This window comes from Kitasatospora sp. NBC_01302, assembly GCF_035976515.1.
Lineage (GTDB): Bacteria > Actinomycetota > Actinomycetes > Streptomycetales > Streptomycetaceae > Kitasatospora.
On the sequence record NZ_CP108404.1, the window covers coordinates 4772190 to 4796317 of the forward strand.

Consider the following 24128-nt stretch of genomic DNA (forward strand, 5'->3'; position numbering starts at 1 on the left):
GGAGTTCCGTTCAGCGATGTTTCACGTGAAACATCGGACATGAGCCGTCCGGGACTCAACAGGAGTCCCAGCGGTGGCTCAGTGGGTGTCCGGGCGCAGGACCTTGGTCCGCAGAACCGACTCGCTCAGGGACATCTGGCGGTCGAGCTCCTTGACGACCTCAGGCGTGGCCTTGAGGTCGATGACCGAGTAGATGCCCTCGGGCTGCTTCTTGATCTCGTACGCCAGGCGGCGACGACCCCAGGTGTCGATCTTCTCAACGGTGCCACCGCCGGTGCGGACGACGTTGAGGAAGTTCTCGATCAGGGGGGAGACAGCGCGCTCCTCGACCGAGGGGTCGAGGATGACCATCACCTCGTAGTGACGCATGGGTAAACCCACCTCCTTTGGACTCAGCGGCCACGGTCTCTCCGTGGCAGGAGGGTTGTACGGCGTCGGCACTGGAGCGCTGCCGACCGCGGACCACCGTGGTTCGGAACCACGCTAGCCACCGGGTCGGACAGTGGGCCCCCACCGGGCCGGCAGGGGCCGAAACGGCCAGCCGGCGGACATGGGAGGGCACAGATACACCAGTGCAGATCGCTCAGCCTACCCGCACCCATCCGGCCGAACAAAACACTCATGGATTGCCGTCGGGTCTCAAGCGGCGCAATCTGGGCAGAACGGGTACACACACGCAGCGCTCGCCCTCCGCAGGAGGTGGGTTCCATGGCACAGACCATCCGCCGATTCCCCGCGTTCACCCTCAACACCGACGGCCACACGCACCCCCGGGAGAACACCCTGGTGGGGCTGACCGTGATCTTCGGCCTGGTGGCCTTCATCACCTCGTTCTGGCACGGCCTCAACATGCTGACCTCCTGGACGGGGCTGGGCGGCATCGTCACCGGCCTGTGGGGCCAGTTCATCTCCGTCACCACCTCCGAGCGCTTCGTCCTGGTGATCGCACTGGCCGCCTCGGCGTTCGGCTTCGGCATCGCCCTCGCCCACGGCGGCCTCTTCGGCGGCGTGTAGCGGCCGGCCCCGGAAGGGCCTCGCGCGGCCGGGCCACCGGTCCGCGCACCGCGCTCAGGACGGCGCTCTCCCCCGGAGGGCGCCGTTCGCCACGTTCCGCACCCGGTCGCCCGGTTGGCCCTATGGTTCCGTCAGCACGCCGCGCGCGACCCGCCCGAAACGGAGCAGAAACGGACCATTCGGGCGATAGGGTCACAGAGCAGAGGTCCGTCATCACTCCAAGGAGCATCCCGAGCATGAGCCTGCGTCTGAGGACGATCACCCGTGAGGAGCACCTCGCCTTTCTGCGCGGCCGTCCCTCGGCCAGCCATATGCAGGTGCCGTCCTGGGGCGAACTGAAGTCGGAGTGGCGCAGCGAGTCGATCGGCTGGACGGACGCCTCGGGCGCGGTGGTCGGGGTGGGCCTGGTGCTCTACCGGCAGCTGCCCAAGCTCAAGCGCTACCTGGCCTACCTGCCCGAGGGCCCGGTGATCGACTGGTTCGACCAGGACCTGGAGAGCTGGCTGCGGCCGATGCTGGCGCACCTGAAGGCGCAGGGCGCCTTCTCCGTGAAGATGGGGCCGCCGGTGGTGATCCGGCGCTGGGAGACGACGACCATCAAGGAGGCGATCTCCGGCGGGCAGGCCAAGCGGCTGCGCGACATCGAGCCCGACTGGCACGAGCCCCGGGCCTTCGAGCTGGCCGAGCGGCTGCGCCGGTCCGGCTGGCTGCAGGGCGAGGACGGCGGCGCCGGCTTCGGCGACGTGCAGCCGCGCTACGTCTTCCAGGTGCCGCTGGCGGGCCGGTCGTTGGACGACATCCAGCGCGGCTTCAACCAGCTGTGGCGGCGCAACATCAAGAAGGCCGAGAAGAGCGGCGTCGAGGTGGTCCAGGGCGGCTACGAGGACCTCGCGGTCTTCCACCGGCTCTACGAGGTCACCGCCGAACGCGACCGCTTCACCCCGCGCCCGCTGGCCTACTTCCAGCGGATGTGGACGGCGTTGACCGCCGAGGACCCCAACCGGATGCGGCTGTACATCGCCTACCTGGACGGCGAACCGCTGGCCGCCACCACGATGCTCGCCGTCGGCGAGCACGTCTGGTACTCCTACGGCGCCTCGGCCAACCACAAGCGCGAGGTCAAGCCCTCCAACGCGATCCAGTGGCGGATGATGCGCGACGCGTACGCGCTCGGCGCGAGCGTGTACGACCTGCGCGGGATCAGCGACACGCTGGACGAGGACGACCCGCTGTTCGGGCTGATCCAGTTCAAGCTGGGTACCGGCGGACAGGCGGCCGAGTACCTGGGCGAGTGGGACTTCCCCTTGAACAAGCTGCTGCACAGGGCGCTCGACATCTACATGTCCCGGCGCTGACGGGCCCGCCACGCCGCTGCCGCACCACCGCGCACCACCCGCACCACCCCGGGGAGAGCTCGATGACCCTTTCGCTGTACGTGGACACCGACCGCTGGCGGGCGCATCAGCGCGCGGTACTGGCCGAGTTCCCGGGGCTGGTCCCGGTGGCCAAGGGCAACGGCTACGGGTTCGGCAACCGCCGGCTGGCCCAGGAGGCGGCGCTGCTGGGCACCGGGTGCCTGGCGGTCGGCACCGCGGCCGAGGCCGCCGAACTGCTCCGCGACGGCGGCCACGGCCAGGACGGCGATGGCCGGGACCGCGACGGCAACGGCGACCGGCCGGGCGGCTTCCCGGGCGAGCTGCTGGTCCTGACGCCGTACCGGGTCGGCGAGGAGGGCGCCGAGCTGCCGGACGACACGGTGCTGCGGACGGTGGCGGGTGTGGAGGCGCTGCGGGCGCTGTCCCAGGCGCCGGGCCGCCGGCGGGTGGTGGTGGAGTGCATGACCAGCATGCGCCGGCACGGCATCGCGCCCGCTGAGCTCGCGCACCTGGCCGAGGCGGCGGCGGCCACGGGCGGGGCGGGGAGCGTGATCGAGGGCTTCGCGCTGCACCTGCCGCTGGACCGCCCCGACGGTTCCGACCCGGCGGCCGAGATCTCCGCCTGGGTCCAGGCGATCGAGACGGCCGCGCTGCCCGTCGAGCACATCTACCTCAGCCACCTGGACGCGGGCGGCATCGCCTGGCTGAACGTCCGCCACCCGGCGACCACCTTCCACTCCCGGATCGGCACCCGGCTCTGGCTCGGCGAGGTCGAGGCGCTCACCGCCCGGGCCACCGTGCTGGACGTGACGGCGGTCTCCCGCGGCGAGCGCTACGGCTACCGCCAGCACAAGGCCCCCTCCGACGGCCACCTGCTGGTGGTCTCCGGCGGCACCGCGCACGGGATCGGCCTGCAGGCGCCCACGTACGTGAAGGGCCTGCTGCCCCGCGCCAAGGGGATCGCCAGGGCCGGGCTGGCCAGCCTCAACCGCACCCTGTCGCCCTACCAGTGGAACGGCCGCCAGCTCTGGTTCGCCGAGCCGCCGCACATGCAGGTGAGCATCGTCTTCCTGCCCGGGGGGACCAAGCCCCCGGCCATCGGCGACGAACTGCCGCTCAACGTCCGGCACACCACCACGCACTTCGACCGGCTGGCGGACCGGTAGGCCCGGGGGGGGTGCCCGGCCGGACTCCCCCCTAGGCGCCCGGGGACTGCCCCGGCACGCCGTCCTCCAGCACGTCGGCCTCCGGCTCGTGCCCGAGCCAGTCGGCGCCCGGCAATGGGGCGAAGGCCGCGTAGGACTCCTGCTCGCGCAGCCGGCGGGCCGCGCCGAGCACGAAGACGTCGGGGGCGAAGTCGAGTACCCCGCCCGACGGGTCGTCACTGCCGTCCCAGCGCACCGGGTCGCGGTCGGGGCGCAGGATGTCGCGGATCACCTTGACGCAGAGGTAGAGCGTGCCGGCCACGTGCAGGATGACGGCGAAGTGGTACCAGTTCTGGCCGATCCCGTGCTGCTTGGAGTCACCGATGAAGGCCAGGTAGGACCAGATGCCGAGGAAGTACAGCACCTCGCAGGCCTGCCAGATCAGGAAGTCCCGCCAGCGCGGCCGGGCCAGCGCGGCCAGCGGGATCAGCCAGAGCACGTACTGCGGCGAGTACACCTTGTTGGTGACCACGAAGGCCGCCACGATCAGGAAGACCAGCTGGGCGTAGCGCGGCCGGCGCGGGGCGGACAGGCCCAGCCAGGCGATGCCCAGGAAGCAGGCGATAAGCAGCGCGGCGATCCAGTTGTTGAGGCCGGCCAGCGACTCGTTGCGGTCCTGCATGAGGATCATCCAGAAGGACCCGAAGTCCTCCTTGCGGGTCTGGCTGAAGGTGTAGAAGGTGGCCCAGCCGTCCCAGTTGGCGATCATGATCGGGACGTTGACCAGCAGCCAGGCGCCGACCGCGCCGCCGGTGGCCTGCCAGAACGCCCGCCAGCGACCGGTGCGCCAGCAGAGCACCAGCAGCGGACCGAGCAGCAGCACCGGGTAGAGCTTGGCGGCCGTGGCCAGGCCGATGAAGACACCGGCCCAGACCGTGCGGTTGGAGGACCAGTAGGCCATCGCGACCGCGGTCAGCGCGACCGCGAGCAGGTCCCAGTTGATCGTGGCGTCCAGTGCCAGGCAGGGGGCCAGCGCGAAGAGCAGCGCGTCCCAGGGGCGGCGGCGGTGGGTGCGGGTGAGCGCGATCACCGTGACCACCGCGCAGATCAGCAGCATCGCGGCGTTGACCATCCAGAACCAGCGCTCGCGGTCCTCGATGATGCCGCCGGTGGGGGTCAGCCACCCGGCGATCTGCATGAAGCCGCCGGTCAGGACCGGGTACTCCAGGTACTTCATGTCCGGCGTGGGCGAGGGCAGCATGTCCACGTAGGGGTGCAGCCCGGCGGCGAAGCCGCGTGCGGTGTACAGGTGCGGGATGTCGCTGTAGCACGCGTGGGTGTACTGCGCGGTGGCGCCGAAGAACCAGCCGCTGGTGTAGCAGGGCAGCTTCTGCGCGAGCCCGACGATGTACGTGACGATGGTGGCCAGCGCCAGGAAGCGGGCCGGGACCCACCAGGAGACGCCGAGCAGGGCGCGCCGGCCGGGCGGGCCGCCGAGCAGTTCGCTGCCGGCCGCCGCGACCGGGTCCTCGTCCGCGGGCACGACCACGGTGTTGGGCAGCGGGCCCTGGGCCTGTGCCTCCGCGGACTCGGCGGCGGGGATCTCGTCACGGGTGCTGGACGTCATGGCGGACATACTGCCGCACGCGCGCGGTTGGTACGAGGACCGGTCCGGCGCATCCGTGCCGGAAACCGCCGAGGGCGGCCCCGCCAGTGCGGGACCGCCCTCGTCCGTCTGCCTGCTGCCTCAGCCCCCGGCAGCGCCGGGGTTCGCCGTGCCGCTGGCCGGGCTGCTCGGGCCTCCGGTGGCACCGCCGGCGCCACCGCCCCCGCTGTGCGTGGGCTTGGTGGTCGGCGGGGCCGAGGTCTGGCCGCCACCGCCGCAGAACAGGTCCCCGAAGGCACAGGTCGAACCGCCACCACCGGGAGCCCCGGTGTTGCCGCCACCGCCGGTACCGCCGCCCCCGGTACCGCCGCCGTTGCCGCCACCGGGCGGCTGCTTGGACGCGGTGGGCTGGCCGCCGCAGTCCACGCCGGGCAGGCAGGTCTCCGGACCGCCACCGGTCGGCGGCTGGGGCGGAGCCTGGGTGGTGGGCGACGGCGGCGGGGCCTGGCTGCTCGCCGGGGCACTCGGGGTGGAACTCGGGGTGGAACTCGGCGAGCTCGACGCCGAGGTGGACGGCGAGGGCGAGGCGGTGCTCGGCGCGCCCGAGGCGTCGACCTCCTGGTTGACCGCCGCCGGGTCCGGGAAGTCGGCCACCGGGGTGTTGGCCAACGCGGCCTTCATGTAGTTGGCGAAGATCTCGGTCGGCAGGTCACCACCGGCGAACTCGGTCCGACCGCCGGTGCCGACCAGGGACTGCAGCCCGGGGTGGTTGGGGTCCTCGCGGAACATGGTGATGGCCGTGGCCAGCTGCGGGGTGTAGCCGTCGAACCAGGCCGAGGTGCCCTTGTCGGTGGTACCGGTCTTGCCGGCCACCGGGCGACCGACCGCCAGCGCCTTCTTACCGGTGCCCTTGGCCACCACGTCCTGCAGGACGCTGGTGATGTTGTCGGCCACCGCCTGGTCGAGCACCGTCTTCGGGGTGGGCTTGGTGAAGGTGCTCAGCGTCCTGTCGCCGAGCTGCACCTTGGTCACCGGGTACATGTCGGCCTGCTGCCCGCGGGCGGCGAAGACCGAGTAGCCGGAGGCCATCTGGATCGCGCTCGGGGTCGAGGTGCCGATCGCGAAGGCGGCGGTGCCCTGGTTCTGGACCGGCATGCTCGCCGCGCTCAGGCCCATCTGCTCGGCCAGCTTGGCCACGTTGGATCCGCCGACGTCCTCACCGAGCTGGACGTAGGGGACGTTGAACGAGTTGATCATGGCGTCGCGCAGGGTCACATATCCCTGCGGCCCGTCCTCGTCGTTCTTCTGGTGGAAGACCGAGCCGTCCTGGTTCTTCACCAGCGAGCCGTCCGGCTGGCGGATGGTGCTCAGGTCGTCGGCGTTGTAGCGGCTGTCCTCGTTGATCCGCAGCGGCTTGCCGTCCGGCCCCGTCTGGGTCTGCAGGCCGACCTGCATCGCGGTGGCCAGCACGTACGGCTTGAAGGTCGAGCCGACCGGGACACCGGTGGTGTCCGCGTTGTTGCTGTACTGCCCCTTGTCCTGCCCCGGACCGCCGTAGAGGGCCACCAGCGCGCCGTCCCCGGGGATCACCGAGGCCGCGCCGACCTGGACGTTGGTGTCGGTGGTGGGGTGCTTGACGGGGTCGAGGTTCTGCTGCTGCATCTGCGCGACGGCCGCGCTCAGCTCGTCGACCTTGTCCTTCTGCAGCGTGGTGTAGATCTTGTAGCCGCCCCGGCCGAGGGAGGCGTCCGTGATCGTCGGGTCCTTCTGCTCCAGGTACTTGTTGACGGTGGCGACGATGTAGCCGACCTGACCGGTCATGTTGGTCGCGGTCTGCTGCTTGACCGGCTCGGGCAGGCCGGCCGACAGGCACTGGCTCTGCTGGTCCTTGGTGATGGCCTTGGTCTCCACCATCTTGCCCAGGATCCACTCCCAGCGGCCGGTGTCCGGCTTGGCCGGGGTGCCGAACATGTTGGCGTGGTTGCTGGCGCTGAGCGAGGGGTCGTAGAGCCCAGCGCCCTTCAGCAGACCGGCCAGCATCGCACTCTGGCAGACGTTCAGGTCCTTGGCGTCCACGTTGTAGTAGTTGTGGGCGGCGGCCTGGATGCCGTAGGACTGGCGTCCGAACCAGCTGGTGTTCAGATAGCCGTCCAGGATGTCGTCCTTGGACATCTTCTGATTGATCTTCAGCGTGATGAAGAACTCCTTGAGCTTGCGGCTCAGGGTCTGGCTCTGGCTCAGGTAGGCGTTCTTCACGTACTGCTGGGTGATCGTCGAACCACCCTGGGTGGCCTGGCCGGAGGCCATGTTGTACATCGCCCGGGCGATGCCCTTGGGGTCGATGCCGGGGTCGGTCCGGAAGCTCTCGTTCTCGGCCGCGATCACCGCGTCCTGCATCGACTTGTTGATGTCCCCGATCGGGACGACCTGCCGGGTCAGGCTGCCCGTGCTGGTCATCTCCGAGCCGTCGGCCCAGTAATAGGTGTTGGGCGCGTTGTTCACCATGTCCTTGAGCGCCGGCACCGTCGTCATCGCGTACGCGGTGCCGACCGCGGCGACACCGCCGCCGAAGAAGATCAGGAAGACCGACAGCAGTTGCTTCCACGAGGGCAGCCAGCGCCGCACCCCGCTCTTGCCCCAGCGCGGGTAGTCGATGAACCGCTTCTTGCCCGGCGGCTTGGCCCCCGCACCCCGGCCGTCCCGGCCACCGCCGCCGCCCGGACCGCCGCCCTTGCGACCGCCGCCGCCCTTCTGGGCCGCCTTGCGCATCTCGGCGCGGGTCATCCGCGGCTGCTGGGCCGTCTCCCGCATCGCCTGCGGGCCCCGCGGACCCGCGGGCCGGGCCGCACGCGGCCGCCCCGGGGTGTCGTAGGACGGCGCGCCTTCAGGCGCAGAGCCGTAGGCGTACGGGCGTTGGTCGTTCGGTCGGCCGGGCGGCTGCTCGTCGCCGCCCGAGTTCGCCGACCGGCGCCGGTGTTCGCTCATAGTCCAGTAACTCCTAGGCCAGGCACGGACGCCTGTAGACAGGATCCACTTCCGATGCCCGCAACCCGCCCTAGGCGGGGATCAGGCCGCTGCCCAGGTGGTGGTCCTCGTGCACACGCGACAGCGTACGCATGCCTGATGAGTCATCAATCGGGCATTTGCGTACAAGAGCCGTGAAAGGGCAACAGATCATTACATGGCCGTTGCCAAGAACTCCCGGGTCGGCCTTCTCCTGGGGCTTCGGTGAGACCTGGCTGGGAGCGCTGCGTGCTCTTGTGATCACATTCACCCGTGCCCCTCTTGCCCCAATCGTGACCTCCGCCTATCGTTCTCGATATATCGAGTCGATACATCGCAGCGGCATAGCCGGTCGCGAGGTACTGGCGACCGAGGCATCGAAGGGAGGTCGGACCGCGTGAGCAGACGCTCAGGAGTGCTGGAATTCGCCGTCCTCGGCCTCCTGCACGACGCCCCGATGCACGGCTATGAGCTGCGCAAACGCCTCAACGTGCTGCTCGGCTCGTTCCGCGCCTTCTCCTACGGCACGCTGTACCCGTGCCTGAAGAGCCTGGTCGCCCAGGGCTTCCTGGTCGAGGACAACCCGGACACCGAGTACGTCCCGGCCACGGCGCTGAACGGCAAGCGGTCGAAGATCGTCTACCGGCTCTCCGCGGACGGCAAGCAGCGTTTCGAGGAGCTGCTCGCCGACTCGGGCCCGGACGCCTGGGAGGACGAGCACTTCGGAGTGCACTTCGCCTTCTTCGGTCAGACCGACCGGGCGGTGCGGATGCGCGTCCTGGAGGGCCGCCGCAGTCGCCTCGAGGAGCGCCTGGAGCGGATGCGCAGCTCGATCGCCCGCACCCGCGAGCGGTTCGACGACTACACGCTCGAACTGCAGCGGCACGGTCTGGAGTCGGTGGAGCGCGAGGTCCGCTGGCTGAACGAGTTGATCGAGACCGAGCGGGCCAACCGGACCGGGCGCACCGCCGCCCCGCCGGGCAGAACCGCCGTACCACAGTCTTCGGACGGCCGTGGCGACGAGGACGGATCCCCCCTTCCGTCCCGGCCACCGCACGACCGCCCGGGGCACTCCGCCTAGGAGTGCCGCCGCCGCGTCCGCCTGGCGCCACGCAGCGGAAGTGGGCGCAGTGCGCCCGTCAGACAGTCAGATGAGAAGCAGGACGAGGACCGCCGGTCTCCGGCGGACCTCACGAGATCACAGGGAGCAACCGGAATGGGTTCGGTTCGCGTAGCCATCGTGGGCGTGGGCAACTGCGCCGCGTCGCTGGTGCAGGGTGTCGAGTTCTACAAGGACGCCGACCCGGCCGGTAAGGTCCCCGGCCTGATGCACGTGCAGTTCGGCGAGTACCACGTCAAGGACGTGGAGTTCGTCGCCGCGTTCGACGTCGACGCCAAGAAGGTCGGCTTCGACCTGGCCGACGCCATCGGCGCCAGCGAGAACAACACCATCAAGATCTGCGACGTGCCGCCGACCGGCGTCACCGTGCAGCGTGGCCACACCCTCGACGGCCTCGGCAAGTACTACCTCGAGACCATCGAGCAGTCCGCCGAGGAGCCGGTCGACGTGGTGCAGGTCCTGAAGGACCGCCAGGTCGACGTCCTCGTCTGCTACCTGCCCGTCGGTTCCGAGGACGCTGCCAAGTTCTACGCGCAGTGCGCCATCGACGCCAAGGTCGCCTTCGTGAACGCCCTGCCGGTGTTCATCGCGGGCACCAAGGAGTGGGCGGACAAGTTCACCGAGGCCGGCGTGCCGATCGTCGGTGACGACATCAAGTCGCAGGTGGGCGCCACCATCACGCACCGCGTGATGGCGAAGCTCTTCGAGGACCGCGGCGTCCTCCTCGAGCGCACCATGCAGCTGAACGTCGGCGGCAACATGGACTTCAAGAACATGCTCGAGCGTGACCGCCTCGAGTCCAAGAAGATCTCGAAGACCCAGGCCGTCACCTCCCAGGTCCGTGACCGTGAGCTGGGCGCGAAGAACGTCCACATCGGCCCGTCGGACTACGTCGCCTGGCTCGACGACCGCAAGTGGGCGTACGTCCGCCTCGAGGGTCGTGCCTTCGGCAACGTGCCGCTGAACCTGGAGTACAAGCTCGAGGTCTGGGACTCCCCGAACTCCGCCGGTGTCATCATCGACGCCGTCCGGGCCGCGAAGATCGCCAAGGACCGCGGCATCGGTGGCCCGATCCTGTCGGCCTCCTCGTACTTCATGAAGTCGCCGCCGGTGCAGTACTTCGACGACGAGGCGCGGGAGAACGTCGAGAAGTTCATCCGCGGTGAGGTCGAGCGCTGAGCGCAGCGAAGCCTGCGAGCTGTCAAGGCTGAGCGCTGAGCAAGCGGGTTGACCCCCGCACCATGACGGTGGCCGATGTTTCACGTGAAACATCGGCCACCGTCATGACACCCTGAGCACGTGGCGATCACCCGACGGCAGGCCCCGGCTCCCAGCACGCCCGACACCGACCGTGCCTCGCTCGGCTCGCTGCTGCGCTCCCGGGACTTTCGCCGACTGCTGGCCGCCCGGCTGCTCTCCCAACTCTCCGACGGCGTCTTCCAGGTCTCCCTGGCCTCGTACGTGATCTTCTCCCCGGAGCACCAGTCCTCCCCCGCCGACATCGCCTCCATGCTCGCGGTGCTGCTGCTGCCGTTCTCGGTGATCGGCCCGTTCGCCGGGGTGCTGCTGGACCGCTGGCGCCGCCGCCAGGTGCTCTACCTCGGCAACCTGGCCCGCTTCGGCCTCGGCCTGGCGACCGCCGGGCTGCTCCTCGGCCAGGTGCCCGAGTGGCTCTTCTTCGCCTCCGCGCTGCTGGTGACGGCGCTCAACCGGTTCATCCTGGCCGGACTCTCGGCCGCGTTGCCCCGCGTCGTGGCACCGGCCCAACTGGTCACCGCCAACGCCCTCTCCCCCACCGCGGGCACCGTCGCGGCTGCCTGCGGCGGTGGCATCGGCTTCCTCTTCCACCAGGTGATGGCGCCCGGACCACGGGCCGACGCCGCGCTCGTCACGCTGGCCGCCGTGCTCTACCTGGCCGCCGCGCTCGCCGCCCACCGGATGGCCCCCGACCTGCTCGGCCCCGAGCACCACCCCGACCGCCCCGACCTGCGTGCGGCCCTCGGCCAGGCCGGCCGGTCACTGGTCGACGGCGTGCGCCACCTCGTCAAGGAGAGCCGGCCCGCCGTGCACGCGCTCGCCGCGGTGACCGCGGCGCGGTTCTGCTACGGCGTCCTGATCGTCACGGTGCTCATGCTCTCCCGCTACACCTTCAACGACCCGGCCGACAGTCAGGCCGGGCTCGCCACCCTGGGCACGGCGCTCGGCTTCTCGGCGGTCGGCTTCTTCCTGGCCGCCGTGGTCAGCCCCTGGTTCACCCGGCGGCTCGGGCTCACCGGCTGGATGGTCGCCTGCCTCGGCTCGGCCGCCCTCTTCGTCCCGGCACTGGGCCTCTTCTTCGACACCGGCCCGGTGATGGCCGCTGCGCTGCTGCTCGGTGTGGTCACCCAGGGCAGCAAGATCTGCGCGGACACCATCGTGCAGAACGCGGTCGAGGACGACTACCGGGGGCGGGTCTTCGCCCTCTACGACGTGCTGTTCAACGTCGCCTTCGTCGCAGCCGCCGGCGTCACCGCGCTGGTGCTGCCGTTGAACGGACGTTCCGTGGGCGTACTGCTCGGTGTCGCCGCGGTCTACGCGCTGAGTGCAGCGCTCTACGCCCGGGCCGGTCGGCGCACACCGCCGCCCGGGCCCCGGTGACCGGGGACACGGCGACTCGCTAGGGTACGTCCGCACCAACGAGTTGACGTTTTCGCTCCACTTCCGCCGCCCCTCGGCCGTCGTGCCATCCTCGGAGAGCCGTCGTGAGCAATCCGCCCCAGCCGCCGAACCCGAACATCCCACCGCCACCGCCGAATCCGCCGAGCGTTCCCGCGCCGCCGGCTTCCGCGCCCGCGGCCGTGACACCCGCGGAGCCCGCACCGGCCGACCCGACGCTCGTCGACGCGACGCCCGTCGACAGCACGCCCGTCGACGCCACCCCGCCGGCCCCGGCCGCACAGCCCCCGGCCGCGCAGCCGCCGACCGCCGTGCTCCCGCCGCCGGTCTTCGCCCAGCCGACGCCGACACCGCCCCCCGCCCAGGCCCCGGCGCAGCCACCGGCCGCGCCGAACCCCTACGCGGTGCCGAACCCGTATGCCGCGCCGAGTGCGTACGCCAGCCCGAACCCGTACGGCACACCGGCCTTCGCGACGGCGTACGGCTACCCGGGCCCCGGGATGCCGGACACGCCCGCCGTCTGCCGGGTGTGCGGCGGCTTCCCGGCGGTGGACGTCACGGTGCGCGGCCACCAGGGCGTGATCGTGCTGTGGAAGTTCCCCAGCCGTCCCGGCCCGTACTGCCAGGTCTGCGGCACCGCGACGGTCCGTGAGATGGCGCAGCGGACCCTGGTGCGCGGCTGGTGGGCCGTCCTCTCGCCGCTCTTCACCCTGATCACGCTGCTGCGCACCCGGGCCGCCTATCAGAAGATCCGTCAGCTCCCGCCACCCGCGCCGGGAACCCACGGTCCGCAGCTGGACCCCGGCACCCCGCTCACCAAGCGCGGTGCGATCTGGATGCTGCTGCTGCCGGTGGCCTCGGTGGCGGCCTGCATCACGCTGCTGGTGCTGCTGGTCTCCGGCGCGAACGGCGACGACTCGGGGCCGGCCGGCCGCTCGGTGATCACCGCGAACGGCGGCGACTGCCTGCGCGACGCCCATGGCTCGCTGGGTCAGCCCGACGCCCATCCGGACGTCACCGTGCTCCCCTGCAGCAGTTCCAAGGCGCAGTACCGGGTGCTCGCCAAGGTGGCCACCGTGGACGACCCGCAGGGCGCCTGTTCCGGTTACCACGCCGCCACCTCCTGGCTCCTGCACAAGGACGGCGGCGCCAGCTTCGCCCTCTGCCTGGCCGCGAAGGACGCCCCCGACGCCCCCACCGCGCCCGACGGCTCCTCCGGCACCACTGGTTCGACCGGTTCGACCGACTCGACCGGTTCGAGCACCAGCGTCTGACGGACCGTCCGTGGGCCGCGGTGGTACGCCACCGCGGCCCGGGCGGGTCAGTTCCCCCGCTGCTCCTGCGCCCACCACTGCTCGAGCGCCGCCACCGCCGCCTCGTGCTCCATCGGGCCGTGCTCCAGGCGCAGCTCCAGCAGGTGCTTGTAGGCCTTGCCGATCACCGGGCCCGGCGCCAGGCCGAGCAGCTCCATGATCTGGTTGCCGTCCAGCGCGGGCCGGATCGAGTCCAGCTCCTCCTGCTCCTTCAGCTGGGCGATCCGCTCCTCCAGACCGTCATAGGTCCGCGACAGGGTCGCGGCCTTCCGCTTGTTGCGGGTGGTGCAGTCGGAGCGGGTCAGCTTGTGCAGCCGCTCCAGCAGCGGGCCCGCGTCGGTGACGTAGCGGCGCACCGCGGAGTCGGTCCATTCGCCGCCGCCGTAGCCGTGGAACCGCAGGTGCAGCTCGACCAGGCGCGAGACGTCGTCGATCAGCTCCTTGGAGTACTTCAGCTCCCGCATCCGCTTGCGGGTGAGCTTGGCACCGACCATCTCGTGGTGGTGGAAGGAGACCCGGCCGTCCGACTCGAAGCGGCGGGTGCGCGGCTTGCCGATGTCGTGCAGCAGCGCGGCCAGTCGCAGCGTCAGGTCGGGGCCGTCCTGCTCCAGCGCGATCGCCTGCTCGAGCACGGTGAGCGAGTGCTCGTAGACGTCCTTGTGGCGGTGGTGCTCGTCCTCCTCCAGCCGCAGGGCGGGCAGCTCGGGCAGCACGTGGTCGGCCAGCCCGGTCTCCACCAGCAGTCGCAGGCCCTGCACCGGGTACTCGGCCGTCAGCAGCTTGTTCAGCTCGGCCTGGACCCGCTCGGCGGACACGATGGTGATCCGCTCGGCCATCGCCGTCATGGCCGCCACCACCTCGGGGGCGGGCGTGAAGTCCAGCTGGGCGGCGAACCGGGCGGCACGCATCATCCGCAGCGGGTCGTCGGAGAACGACTCCTCGGGCGTGGCCGGCGTGCGCAGGACCCTGGCCTCCAGGTCCTCCAGCCCGTGGTGCGGGTCGACGAAGCCGCGCCCCGGCAGGTCGACCGCCATCGCGTTGACCGTGAAGTCCCGGCGGACCAGGTCCTGCTCGATCGTGTCGCCGTAGGTGACCTCGGGCTTGCGCGAGGTGCGGTCGTAGGCCTCGCTGCGGTAGGTGGTGATCTCGATCAGGAAGCTGCCGGTCGGCGTGTCCTTGCGGGCACCGACCGTGCCGAAGGCGATGCCGACGTCCCACACCGCGTCCGCCCAGCCCTTGACCAGCTTGAGCACCTGCCCCGGCCGGGCGTCGGTGGTGAAGTCCAGGTCGTTGCCGAGCCGGCCGAGCAGCGCGTCGCGCACCGACCCACCCACCAGGGCCAGCCGGAAGCCGGCCTCCTGGAACCGCCGGGCGATCTCGTCCGCGACCGGGGAGACCCGGAGCAGCTCCTGCAGCCCCCGTGTCTGGGCCTCGCTCAGGCCTGGCAGGGCTGCGACAGGGCCGGTGGCCTGGGCAGGAGCGGCAGCGGGGGCGGCGGTGGGTTCATTGGCGTTGGGCACGGCACACAAGGGTACGTGCCCGAGCCGGTCGGCAGCCCGCTCCTTTTTCCGGTGCCGATCACCTCCCGACCCTGCCCATCCCAAGGCCCGCAACACTGCGGGCCCGGCAGCGTCGTTACCATGCCGGTGGGACCGATGGTCCGCCGAGGGCGCGAGCCCGACACCGCGCGTGGTCGCGGGGGCGGCGCGGACCGAAGCGAAGACGACCGCGAACCAGAACGGCGAGGACGAAGCGCGTGGGCGAGCCAGCACGGCACACCGAGGGTCCCCGCAGGTCGGAGCTCGCTTCCCGGCGGTTGACCCGGGCGCTGCGGTCCACCGCGGTGGTCGTCGGCACGCTCGCGCTGCTCGGCGCCACCGGCGTGGTGCCGGCCCTCGCCGCGCCGGCCCAGCCGGGGCTGGCCGCGGTCTCGCCCGATTTCCCGGTCACGGTCACCATCTCCAGCGTCCAGCCCCCGGCCCCCACCGCCGGCGACTCGCTGCAGATCTCCGGCACCGTCACCAACAGCGGCTCGACCCCGCTCAAGGCCGCGCAGGTGGGCCTGTCACTGGGGCGCGGCTCGACGCCGCTGGCGAACCGCTACGCGATCGGCACGATGCTCGCCAGGACCGACCCGGCCAGCGCCGACGGCAAGCCGCTGGCCGCCCCGGTGAGCCCGGTGGGCGACCTGGCGCCCGGCGCCAGCACCGCGTTCCACCTGCCCCCGGTGGCGATAAGCGACCTGAAGCTCGACCCGAGCGAGGGGAGCGCGGTCTACGAGCTGGCGGTGCAGGTGCAGGCCGGCACCAACGACGACCCCGCGTCGCACGAGGTCGGCATCGCCCGCAGCGTGCTGCCGTACTTCTCCGACCCCAAGGACGTCCCGCAGAAGACCCAGGTCGCCACGGTGTGGCCGCTCACCCACCAGGCCGAGCTGGTCACCCAGACCCTGGACACCGACCAGAGCCCGGTCCTGCGGGACGACAGCCTGGCCACCGACCTCGCGCCGAACGGACGGCTCGGCCAGCTGCTCAGCCTCGGCGAGCAGATCCCCTCGCTGACCTGGGTGATCGACCCGGCGCTGCTGGACGCCGTGACCGCGATGACCAAGCCCTACCGGGTGCAGCTGCCCGGCCACAGCGGCGAGCCCGCCCACAGCGACAACACCGTCGCCGGCACCGGCACCGCAGTGGCCACCCACTGGCTGGACGAGCTGCGCCACGCCGTCACGCAGAAGGGCGACGAGGTGGTCGCCCTGCCGTACGGCGATCCCGACCTCGCCTCGATCGCGCACAACGGCAGCGGCCTGAGCGGGCTGAGCACCGTGCTGGGCAAGGCGCAGGTGGCCGGGCAGGTGACCGTCGAGGGCCGGCTGATGGTCGACCCGGTGGGCGACATCGCCTGGCCCTACCAGGGCGCACTGGATCCGCAGACCGCCCAGGTCGCCCAGCAGCTGGGCGGCTCGAAGATCATCGTGAGCAGCGCGAGCGTCAGCGATCCGCAGCTGTCCTACACCCCGAACGCGGCCCGGCCGCTGCCGAACGGCCAGACCGCCCTGGTCGCCGACAGCACCATCGCGGACCTGTTCGCGAACGACCTCGCCACCCCCGAGGCCAGGTCCGCGGCCGAGCAGCGGTTCCTCGCCGAGACGCTGGCGATGACCCGGCAGCAGCCCAGCACCCAGCGCACCCTGCTGGTCATGCCGCCGCGCAACCTCACCGCGCAGAGCGCGCAGACCCTGCAGGACGCGCTGCTCAAGAGCGGCCAGTGGACCAACCCGGTGACGCTGGACACGGTGGCCGGCACCCCCGCCGACCCCGCGACCGCCGACACCACGGTGCAGCCCGCCGACGCCTACCCCGCCGCCCTGCGCGCCGGCGAACTGCCGAGCAGCAACCTCGGACAGGTGGCCGACGTGCAGGGTCAGATGGACCTGCTGCTGCAGATCCTGACCAACCCGGGGCGGGTCAGCAGCCCGTTCAGCGCCGCCATGATGAGCTCGGTCTCCACCTCCTGGCGCACCGACGCCAAGGCCGGCGACGACTACCGCACCAATGTCTCCAAGAACATGGGGCAGCTGGTCAACGCCGTCAGCATCCCGAAGAAGAGCAACAAGATCACGCTCGCGGGCAACGAGGGCGTCCTGCAGGTCAGCGTCAAGAACGACCTGACCCAGCCGGTGATCAACCTCGAACTGCGGCTCACCTCCAACCAGCCCTACCGGGTGAGCGTCAGCAAGCCGCAGAACATCTCGCTGAGCAGCGCGCAGAGCGTCTCGGCCAAGTTCCTCGCGCAGGCCCAGGGCAACGGCGTGGTGCAGATGACCGCCCAGCTGTACACGGTGGGGCCCAACCCGCAGCCGTACGGCGAACCGGTGAAGTTCTCGGTCGAGGTCAGCCAGGTGCCCAACGGCGTCTGGTGGGTGGTCGGGGCCGGTGTCCTGCTGGTGCTGCTGGCCGGGCTGCGGTTCTTCCTGCAGCGCCGCAAGCGCAAGGGCGAGCCGGACGACGACCCGGACGCGCCGCTGGTCGACCCCGACGCACCGGACGGGGCCGGCGAGGCGCTCGACGCCGAGGACGGGCCGGACAGCCGGCCGTCGGCCGGCAGCGGAACGAACCCGCCCGAATCGGACAGCCGACCGACCCCCGAAGGGACCGCGGCGCACCCCTAGGGCACCGTGCCGAAAGCCGGGATCGGGCCGCTGGTGATGAGACAGTAGGTCCTTGAGATCTCTCGGAGACGGCCGGACCGACCAGCGATGAGGTGGCATGAGCGAGCGGAGCACGGGGGTCCCCCCGGCCGCGGGCGGGGGCGGCGGAAGGTCGGTCCCGCCGGCCGAGGAGCACGCGCCCACGGCGGCCGAGGAGAGCGACTGGTACCTCACCGAGACCTTCGCGCGCGACCCGTTCGCCACCGACCCGTACGCGACGCCTGACGGCCCGGGTCCGTACCACCGGGCCGAGCCGGAACCGAGCGGCCCGGAAGCGGGCACCCCCGCATCGCAGGCCCCGGAAGCGCAGGCCCCGGCGGCCGACGGCGACCCCGCCGAGGAGCCCGCGCCCCCCGCCGCGGCACCCACCGCACGGAAGCGGCAGAAGCGCCGTGACAGGGCCGCGGAGCCGCCGGACGAGCCCGCGGTGCCCGCCTCCCGCTGGGCCCGCCAGGCGGCCGCCACGCCCGCCCCCGCGGTGCCCAGCACCGTCCCTGCCACCGAACCCGGGAGCGAGGCCGAGGCCGACACCGGGGCCGAGCCCGCGGGCGGCTCGCCCCGGGACACCGGGAGCACCGAGTACGTGGGCGTGGACGACCTGTTCGCCGCCGCCTACCCGACCGGCGAGGTGTCACGGCGGCCCTTCGTCCCGGTCATCGAGTTCGACCCGCCGCTCAGCCCCGAGGAGACCGCGCTGCGGGAGGCCGCCGCGGAGTCCGGGTCCGACCTGCCGTTCACCCTCGACCTCCCGGACGGGCCCGAGCAGCCGGACGGGGCCGCCGCGGCGGAGCCGGCCCAGCCGGACGAGCAGGACGAGCAGGACCGGCCCGAGGAGCCCGAGAAGCCCACCGAAGCGCCCGCCACCTCGGGCGGCGGCAAGGTCGCGAGCCTGCTCGGCTCCAGCGCGATCATGGCCGCCGGCACCCTGGTCTCCCGGGGCACCGGCTTCCTGCGCACCATGGTGATCGCCGCCGCGATCGGCGTCGGCACCATGGGCGACTCCTACTCCGCCGCCAACACGCTGCCCACCCTGCTCTACATCCTGATCGGCGGCGGCGCGCTGAACGCCGTCTTCGTGCCGCAGCTGGTCCGCAGCATGAAGCAGGACCAGGACGGCGGCACCGCCTACGCCAACCGCCTGCTCACCCTGGTGATGGTGGGCCTGGCCGGGGTGGTCTTCGTGGCCGTGCTGGCCGCCCCGCTGCTGGTCCAGCTGATCTCGCACTCGCTGATGAGCGGTCAGGCCAGCGCGGACAGCACGGTGGCCCTGGCCCGCTACTGCCTGCCGACCATCTTCTTCATGGGCATGCACGTGGTGATGGGCCAGATCCTCAACGCCCGCGGCCGGTTCGGCGCCATGATGTGGACCCCGGTCCTGAACAACGTCGTGGTGATCTTCACCTTCGCGATGTACCTGTGGGTCTTCGGCACCTTCCAGCACAGCCGGGTCACCCCCGAGAGCATCTCCCCCGAGGGGCTGCGGCTGCTGGGCCTGGGCACCATGCTGGGCCTGGCCGTCCAGGCGCTGGCGATGCTCCCCTACCTGCGCGCGGCCGACTTCCACTTCCGGCCGCGCTTCGACTGGCGCGGGCACGGCCTGGGCAAGGCCGCCCGGCTGGCCAAGTGGACCTTCCTCTTCGTGCTGGCCAACCAGGCCGGCTACCTGGTCGTCACCCAGCTGGCCACCGCGGCCGGCAGCCGGGCCGCCGCGCACGGCTACCTCGGGGTGGGCCTGGCCGCGTACTCCAACGCGCTGCTGATCTGGCAGCTGCCGATGGCGGTGATCACCGTCTCGGTGATGAGCGCCGTGCTGCCCAGGCTCTCCCGCTCGGCCGCCGACGGCGACCCCGGTGCGGTGCGCGACGACCTCTCGTACGGGCTGCGCACCTCGGCGGTGGCGATCGTGCCCGCCGCCTTCCTCTTCCTCGCACTCGGCCCGCAGATCGGCGGCGCCATCTACGGCCTGGGCAACGGCGGCAGCGCGGCGCACGGCACCACGGCGGTCGGCTTCATGCTCTCCGCCTTCGCACTCGGCCTGATCCCCTACTCGGTGCAGTACGTGCTGCTGCGCGGTTTCTACGCCTACGAGGACACCCGCACCCCGTTCTCCAACACCGTCTGGGTGGCCGTCACCCAGGCCGCGACCGCACTGGTCTGCTTCCTGCTGCTGCCCGCCCAGTGGGCGGTCACCGGGATGGCGCTGGGCTACGGCGCCTCGTACGTGGTGGGCGTGGCGGTCGCGCTGCCCAAGCTCAAGCAGCGGATCGGCGGACTGGACACCGCGCGGATCGCCAAGACCTACGTGCGGCTGGCGCTCGCCTGCCTGCCGGCCGCGGTGGTCGGCCTGCTGCTGTCGCTCGTGCTGCGCAGTCTGCTGGACGGCTGGACCGGTAGCGTGATGACCGTGCTGGTGGCCAGCGCCGGGCAGGTGGCGGTCTTCCTCGCGGTCGCCCGGCGGCTGCGGATCGAGGAACTGACCACGGTGATCGGCATGGTCCGCGGTCGCCTTGGCCGTTGACCGCCCATCAGTTTGTCCACCTACTGGCCGGTAGTGCACCCGGTGAAACCGGTTGGCCCCGTCAGCGGTCGTCCGGGGGTGGGAAGAGTGGGCACAATTGTCTTCGAATGACTTGGTCTGCAGACCCGGGTCCCCGCCTGTCCGCCTCCCGGCGACACGCCGGCGGGGGTGCCGGACCGGGCGCTACAAGGGGAGGCAGGACGACGGTGGCTGATCGCACCAAGGATCGCACCAAGGCAGTCGTCGAGCGGGCGGCGGCCAAGACGCCGGTCGAGTCCCCGAACGAGGCCACCGGCGAGATCACCGCCCCGCTCTCCGCCGACGAGATCGCCGCGGAGCTGGCCGACCGGCCGGTCGGCGGCAAGCGCGGCGCGGACGGCGGGTCGGCTGCCACCCAGGTGATGCCGCTGCCCGCCGGCGCGAACAGCGCCACTCAGGTGCTGCCGGTACCTGCCGACGCGAACGGCGCCACCCAGGTGCTGCCGGTACCCGGCGCCGACCAGGCTCCGGCCGAGGATCCCGCCGACGAGCCGGAGACCGGCGCCGAACCCGATGCCGGGACCGACCTCGACGCCGCGGCCGAGCCGGATCCCGTCCAGGACGCCGAGGCGCCCGACGACCACTTCCCGGTCCCGGAGCGCCACAGCGGCGACAAGATCGCGGGGCGCTACCGGCTGGAGGAGCGCATCTCCCAGTCGACGGCCTTCAGCAGCTGGCGGGCCGTGGACGAGAAGCTGCGCCGCGCGGTCGGCGTCCACCTGCTCGCGGCCGGCAGCAAGCGCGCCGAGGGCGTGCTGGCCGCCGCCCGCTCCGCGGCCCTGCTCGGTGACCCGCGCTTCGTCCAGGTGCTGGACGCGGTCCAGGAGGGCGAGCTGGTCTACGTGATCCGGGAGTGGCTGCCGGACGCCACCGACCTGGCCACGCTGCTCGCCCCGGGCCCGATGGAGCCCTACGACGCCTACCAGATGGCCCGTCAGCTCACCGACGCCATCGCCGCCGCGCACCGCAGTGGCCGTTCCCACCTGCGGCTGACCCCGCGCTGCGTGCTGCGCACCGACACCGGCCAGTACCGGATCAACGGGGTCGCGGTCGACGCGGCGCTGCGCGGACTGCCCGACCAGGACGCCGAGCTGACGGACACCCGGGCGATCGGCACCCTGCTGTACGCCGCGCTCACCCACCACTGGCCGCACCCGGAGAACCGCTACGGGCTCCCCGGCCTGCCCGAGGGCGGCACGCTGGCCCCGCCGGAGCAGCTGCGGCCCGAGGTCCACCAGGGCCTGGCCGAGCTGGCGGTGCGGGTCCTGTCGGATCCGCCGCCGCGCGGCCTGACCCCGATCACCTCGCCGGCCGCGCTGGCCAAGGAGATCGCGCTGCTGCCCAAGATCCGGCAGCCCGCACCCGAGCAGCCGGGCCCCGAACGCACCGCTCCCCGCTACCCGGCACCGCCGCGCCCGGACAACCGCACCCAGGTGCTGCGGACCGTGCCGCCGGGCGGGCACCGCCCCGCCCCCGCTCCGTTCGCGCCGCCGCCGGCCCCCGTCGCGCCGGCTCCCCGGCCGGGCCGCCGCCGGGCCAAGCGAGTGCTCCAGTGGACGGTCTCCGTGGTGCTGCTGGCCGCGATCGGCTACGGCTCCTGGGAGTTGGCCGGTCGCCTGGGGACCACGACGCAGAAGCAGGCGCTCGGCACCACCGGTGGCGCCGGCGTGGTCTCCTCGGCCTCGCCCTCCGCCAAGCCGGTCACGGCGCTGCAGATCTCGCAGATCCAGTCGTTCAACCCGTTCGGCAGCGGCCCGATGCACCCGGAGCTGATCTCCGAGATCAACAGCGGCAGCCCGAACGGCGCCTGGCAGACCCAGGGCTACTACTCCGATCTGCCCACCATCGGCCACGGCACCGGCCTGCTGGTCGACCTGGGCTCGGCCAAGTCGGTCAGCTCGGTCGAGGTCCAGTTCCTCGGCACCACCAGCGCCGAACTGCGGGTGCCCAGCGCCACCGGTGGCAGTGCCCCGACCACCCTCGACGACTTCGGCCAGCCGCTGGCCAAGGCCAGCGGGACCGACGCCCAGTTCCAGCTGACCTCGCCGGTCACCTCCCGCTACCTCTTGATCTGGCTGACCAGCCTCCCCAAGGATAGGGACGGCAGTTACCGCGGCCAGGTGTCCGAGATCAAGGTCTCCGGCTGATTGCGGCGCCGGGCCGCCACAGGGGCTCCCGGTCGCGCATGAGGCCCACCGGCACCTGAGCGCGACCAGGGCACCCGAGGGGCAGGCAGATGGCAGGACCGGCGCGACCAGAGCCGCCCGAGACCGGCGAGCAGAGCGACGCCGAGCTGCTGGCCCGGCACGTCGCCGGGGACCAGACGGCCTTCGGCCGGCTGGTGCACCGTCACCGGGACCGCCTGTGGGCGGTCGCCCTGCGCACCCTGGGCGACCGCGAGGAGGCCGCCGACGCGCTGCAGGACGCCCTGGTCTCGGCGCTGCGCGCCGCGCACACCTTCCAGGGCCGCTCGGCCGTCACCACCTGGCTGCACCGGATCGTGGTCAACGCCTGTCTCGACCGGGCCCGGCGGGCCAGCAGCCGACGGGCCGGTTCGCTGGACGAGGAGCCGGGCCGGCTCGACACCCTGATGCCCGCCGCCGAACCCACCGACGCCCTGGTGCTCCGGCACGAGCTGCGCCGGGAGCTCGGCGCGGCCCTGGCCGAGCTGCCGGCCGAGCAGCGGGCCGCACTGGTCCTGGTCGACATGCAGGGCTACCCGGTGGCCGAGGCCGCCGAGCTGCTGGGCGTCCCGGTGGGCACGGTGAAGAGCCGCTGCGCCCGGGGCCGGGCCCGGCTGCTGCCGCTGGTGCGCCACCTGCGGGCGGACGCCGAACCGGGCGACGGCCCGCAGCGCACCGCCGCGGGTGATGTTTCACGTGAAACGCCGCCCGGCACGCCCTCGGTCGGCCCACCCCCGAGCGCGCGGGAGGCCGGGCGAGGGGCCGCGCGGGAGCCCGGGCCGCCGACTGGACCGCCGGGGAACCGGCCGGGCCCCGCATCCGTCCCATCGCGGGGCCCTGGCATCCCCGCCCAAGAGCCGAGCCTGGAAGGAGACGCGACGCCCCGATGACGAACCAGACCCCCGACCCCGTCGAGTCGGCGCCGAGCGCCTCCCATCCCGGCGTCGACCAGCTGGCCGACCTGCACGAGGACCTGCTGGGTGCCGAGGAGGCCGCCGCCCTGCGGAGCCACCTCGCCGACTGCGAGGAGTGTTCGGAGACCCTGGCGGCGCTGGCCGAGCTGACCGGCCTGCTGGCCGCTGATCCGCCACCGGCGATGCCGGCGGACGTCGCCCAGCGCCTCGACGCCGCGATCGCCGCCGCGATCGCCGAGCCGGCACCGGCCGACAACCACGCGGTGCCCAGCACCCCGAAGAGCACCACCGCACCCGGCAAGGCGACCAGCACCCCGAAGAGCAGCACCGCACCCGGCAGGGTGGCCGGCACCGCGCCGCCCGGCACCGCGCGCCAGCACACCGGCCCCGGGCGGCCCCGGCCGCGTCGGAGCCGGGTCCGGCTGCTGGCCGCCGCGGTCGCCTGCCTCGCGGTCCTGGGCGGCGGCACCGCGGCCGTCCTGGCGGGCCTCGCCAGCACCGCGGACCGCTCCGCGAACGACGCCTCCGCGGCCGGCCGCCCGGCTGCCTCGTACGCCGTCCCGAGCACCTCGGCGCCGCAGGGCGGCACCAGCGCATCGCCGTTCACCCCGGCCGGTCCCGCGTTCACCGCGAGCGGTCTGCCCGACCAGCTCCGGACCCTGCTGCCCGCCGCTTCCGGCAACCTGCCGCACGCCAGCAGCGAGCAGGCCGCACCCGACCACGCCTCCCCCGCCACGGCCCCGCTGCCCGCCTGCGTCGAGTCCGCCGTCGCCGGACACCAGGGCGAGCAGCCGCTGCTGGTGACGCACGGCAGCTTCCAGGGCGCGCCGGTGGACGTCTACGTCTTCCGGATCAGCGACGATCCCTCGCACCTGGACGTCTTTCTGCTCGCCGCCGGCTGCGCCACCACCACCCCCAACTCCCCCGCCACGGTTCGCCTCCAGGAGGAGATCCCGGCCCACTGACCACGCCCGCGCCGCCGCCACGGCCGTCCGACGGGCGGCCGCTGGTACACCAGGAGCTGGGAATGCG

General features: G+C 72.2%; 16 protein-coding genes. 12 read left to right on the top strand and 4 right to left on the bottom strand.

Annotated elements, in window-relative coordinates:
* Positions 1–78: 78 nt before the first annotated feature.
* The gene (rpsF, locus tag OG294_RS20590) at positions 79–369 is read right to left on the bottom strand and encodes a 30S ribosomal protein S6 (protein ID WP_327067976.1); all 291 of its coding nucleotides are present in this window, start codon (positions 367–369) and stop codon (positions 79–81) included.
* A gap of 339 nt (positions 370–708) precedes the next feature.
* Between rpsF and OG294_RS20595 the strand changes: the two genes are divergently transcribed.
* From OG294_RS20595 to OG294_RS20605, 3 genes are all read left to right on the top strand, one after another.
* On the top strand, positions 709–1014 hold the full coding sequence (locus OG294_RS20595; RefSeq protein WP_327067977.1) for a hypothetical protein: 306 nt from the start codon (positions 709–711) through the stop codon (positions 1012–1014).
* A 236-nt stretch (positions 1015–1250) separates the two neighbouring features.
* Entirely contained in the window at positions 1251–2369 is a 1119-nt protein-coding gene (locus tag OG294_RS20600) for a lipid II:glycine glycyltransferase FemX (protein ID WP_327067978.1), read from the top strand.
* Positions 2370–2431: 62 nt separating this feature from the next.
* Entirely contained in the window at positions 2432–3556 is a 1125-nt protein-coding gene (locus OG294_RS20605) for an alanine racemase (protein ID WP_327067979.1), read from the top strand.
* Positions 3557–3587: 31 nt separating this feature from the next.
* Here the strand turns inward: OG294_RS20605 and OG294_RS20610 are convergent, their stop codons facing one another.
* Positions 3588–5162: a glycosyltransferase family 87 protein gene (locus OG294_RS20610; protein WP_327067980.1), complete on the bottom strand. Its 1575-nt coding sequence runs from the start codon at positions 5160–5162 to the stop codon at positions 3588–3590.
* A 120-nt stretch (positions 5163–5282) separates the two neighbouring features.
* Positions 5283–8126 carry a transglycosylase domain-containing protein gene (locus OG294_RS20615; protein ID WP_327067981.1) on the bottom strand — a complete coding sequence of 948 codons (2844 nt, stop codon included), beginning with the start codon at positions 8124–8126 and terminating at the stop codon, positions 5283–5285.
* Positions 8127–8541: 415 nt separating this feature from the next.
* Between OG294_RS20615 and OG294_RS20620 the strand changes: the two genes are divergently transcribed.
* From OG294_RS20620 to OG294_RS20635, 4 genes are all read left to right on the top strand, one after another.
* Positions 8542–9225: a PadR family transcriptional regulator gene (locus tag OG294_RS20620; protein ID WP_327067982.1), complete on the top strand. Its 684-nt coding sequence runs from the start codon at positions 8542–8544 to the stop codon at positions 9223–9225.
* A gap of 135 nt (positions 9226–9360) precedes the next feature.
* A complete protein-coding gene (locus OG294_RS20625) occupies positions 9361–10443 on the top strand; it encodes an inositol-3-phosphate synthase (protein ID WP_327067983.1) in 1083 nt (360 codons plus the stop codon).
* Between the two features lie 189 nt (positions 10444–10632).
* The gene (locus tag OG294_RS20630) at positions 10633–11901 is read left to right on the top strand and encodes an MFS transporter (protein WP_327071611.1); all 1269 of its coding nucleotides are present in this window, start codon (positions 10633–10635) and stop codon (positions 11899–11901) included.
* Positions 11902–12005: 104 nt separating this feature from the next.
* Entirely contained in the window at positions 12006–13193 is a 1188-nt protein-coding gene (locus OG294_RS20635) for an LppU/SCO3897 family protein (protein WP_327067984.1), read from the top strand.
* A 47-nt stretch (positions 13194–13240) separates the two neighbouring features.
* Here OG294_RS20635 and OG294_RS20640 read toward each other — a convergent pair whose 3' ends face one another.
* Positions 13241–14752, bottom strand: a complete 1512-nt coding sequence (locus OG294_RS20640; RefSeq protein WP_442789187.1) for a CCA tRNA nucleotidyltransferase — start codon at positions 14750–14752, stop codon at positions 13241–13243.
* A gap of 236 nt (positions 14753–14988) precedes the next feature.
* Here OG294_RS20640 and OG294_RS20645 point away from each other — a divergent pair, with 236 nt between their 5' ends.
* From OG294_RS20645 to OG294_RS20665, 5 genes are all read left to right on the top strand, one after another.
* Positions 14989–17403 (top strand): DUF6049 family protein, encoded by a 2415-nt coding sequence (locus OG294_RS20645; RefSeq protein WP_327067985.1) that lies wholly within the window; start codon positions 14989–14991, stop codon positions 17401–17403.
* Positions 17404–17500: 97 nt separating this feature from the next.
* Positions 17501–19960, top strand: coding sequence for a murein biosynthesis integral membrane protein MurJ (murJ, locus tag OG294_RS20650; protein ID WP_327067986.1), 2460 nt, complete (start codon positions 17501–17503; stop codon positions 19958–19960).
* Between the two features lie 206 nt (positions 19961–20166).
* A complete protein-coding gene (locus tag OG294_RS20655) occupies positions 20167–22146 on the top strand; it encodes a protein kinase family protein (protein WP_327067987.1) in 1980 nt (659 codons plus the stop codon).
* 89 nt (positions 22147–22235) lie between these two features.
* Entirely contained in the window at positions 22236–23072 is an 837-nt protein-coding gene (gene sigM, locus OG294_RS20660; protein ID WP_327067988.1) for an RNA polymerase sigma factor SigM, read from the top strand.
* Positions 23069–24061, top strand: coding sequence for a zf-HC2 domain-containing protein (locus OG294_RS20665; RefSeq protein WP_327067989.1), 993 nt, complete (start codon positions 23069–23071; stop codon positions 24059–24061). The genes sigM and OG294_RS20665 overlap by 4 nt, the downstream gene beginning before the upstream one ends.
* Positions 24062–24128: the final 67 nt, after the last annotated feature.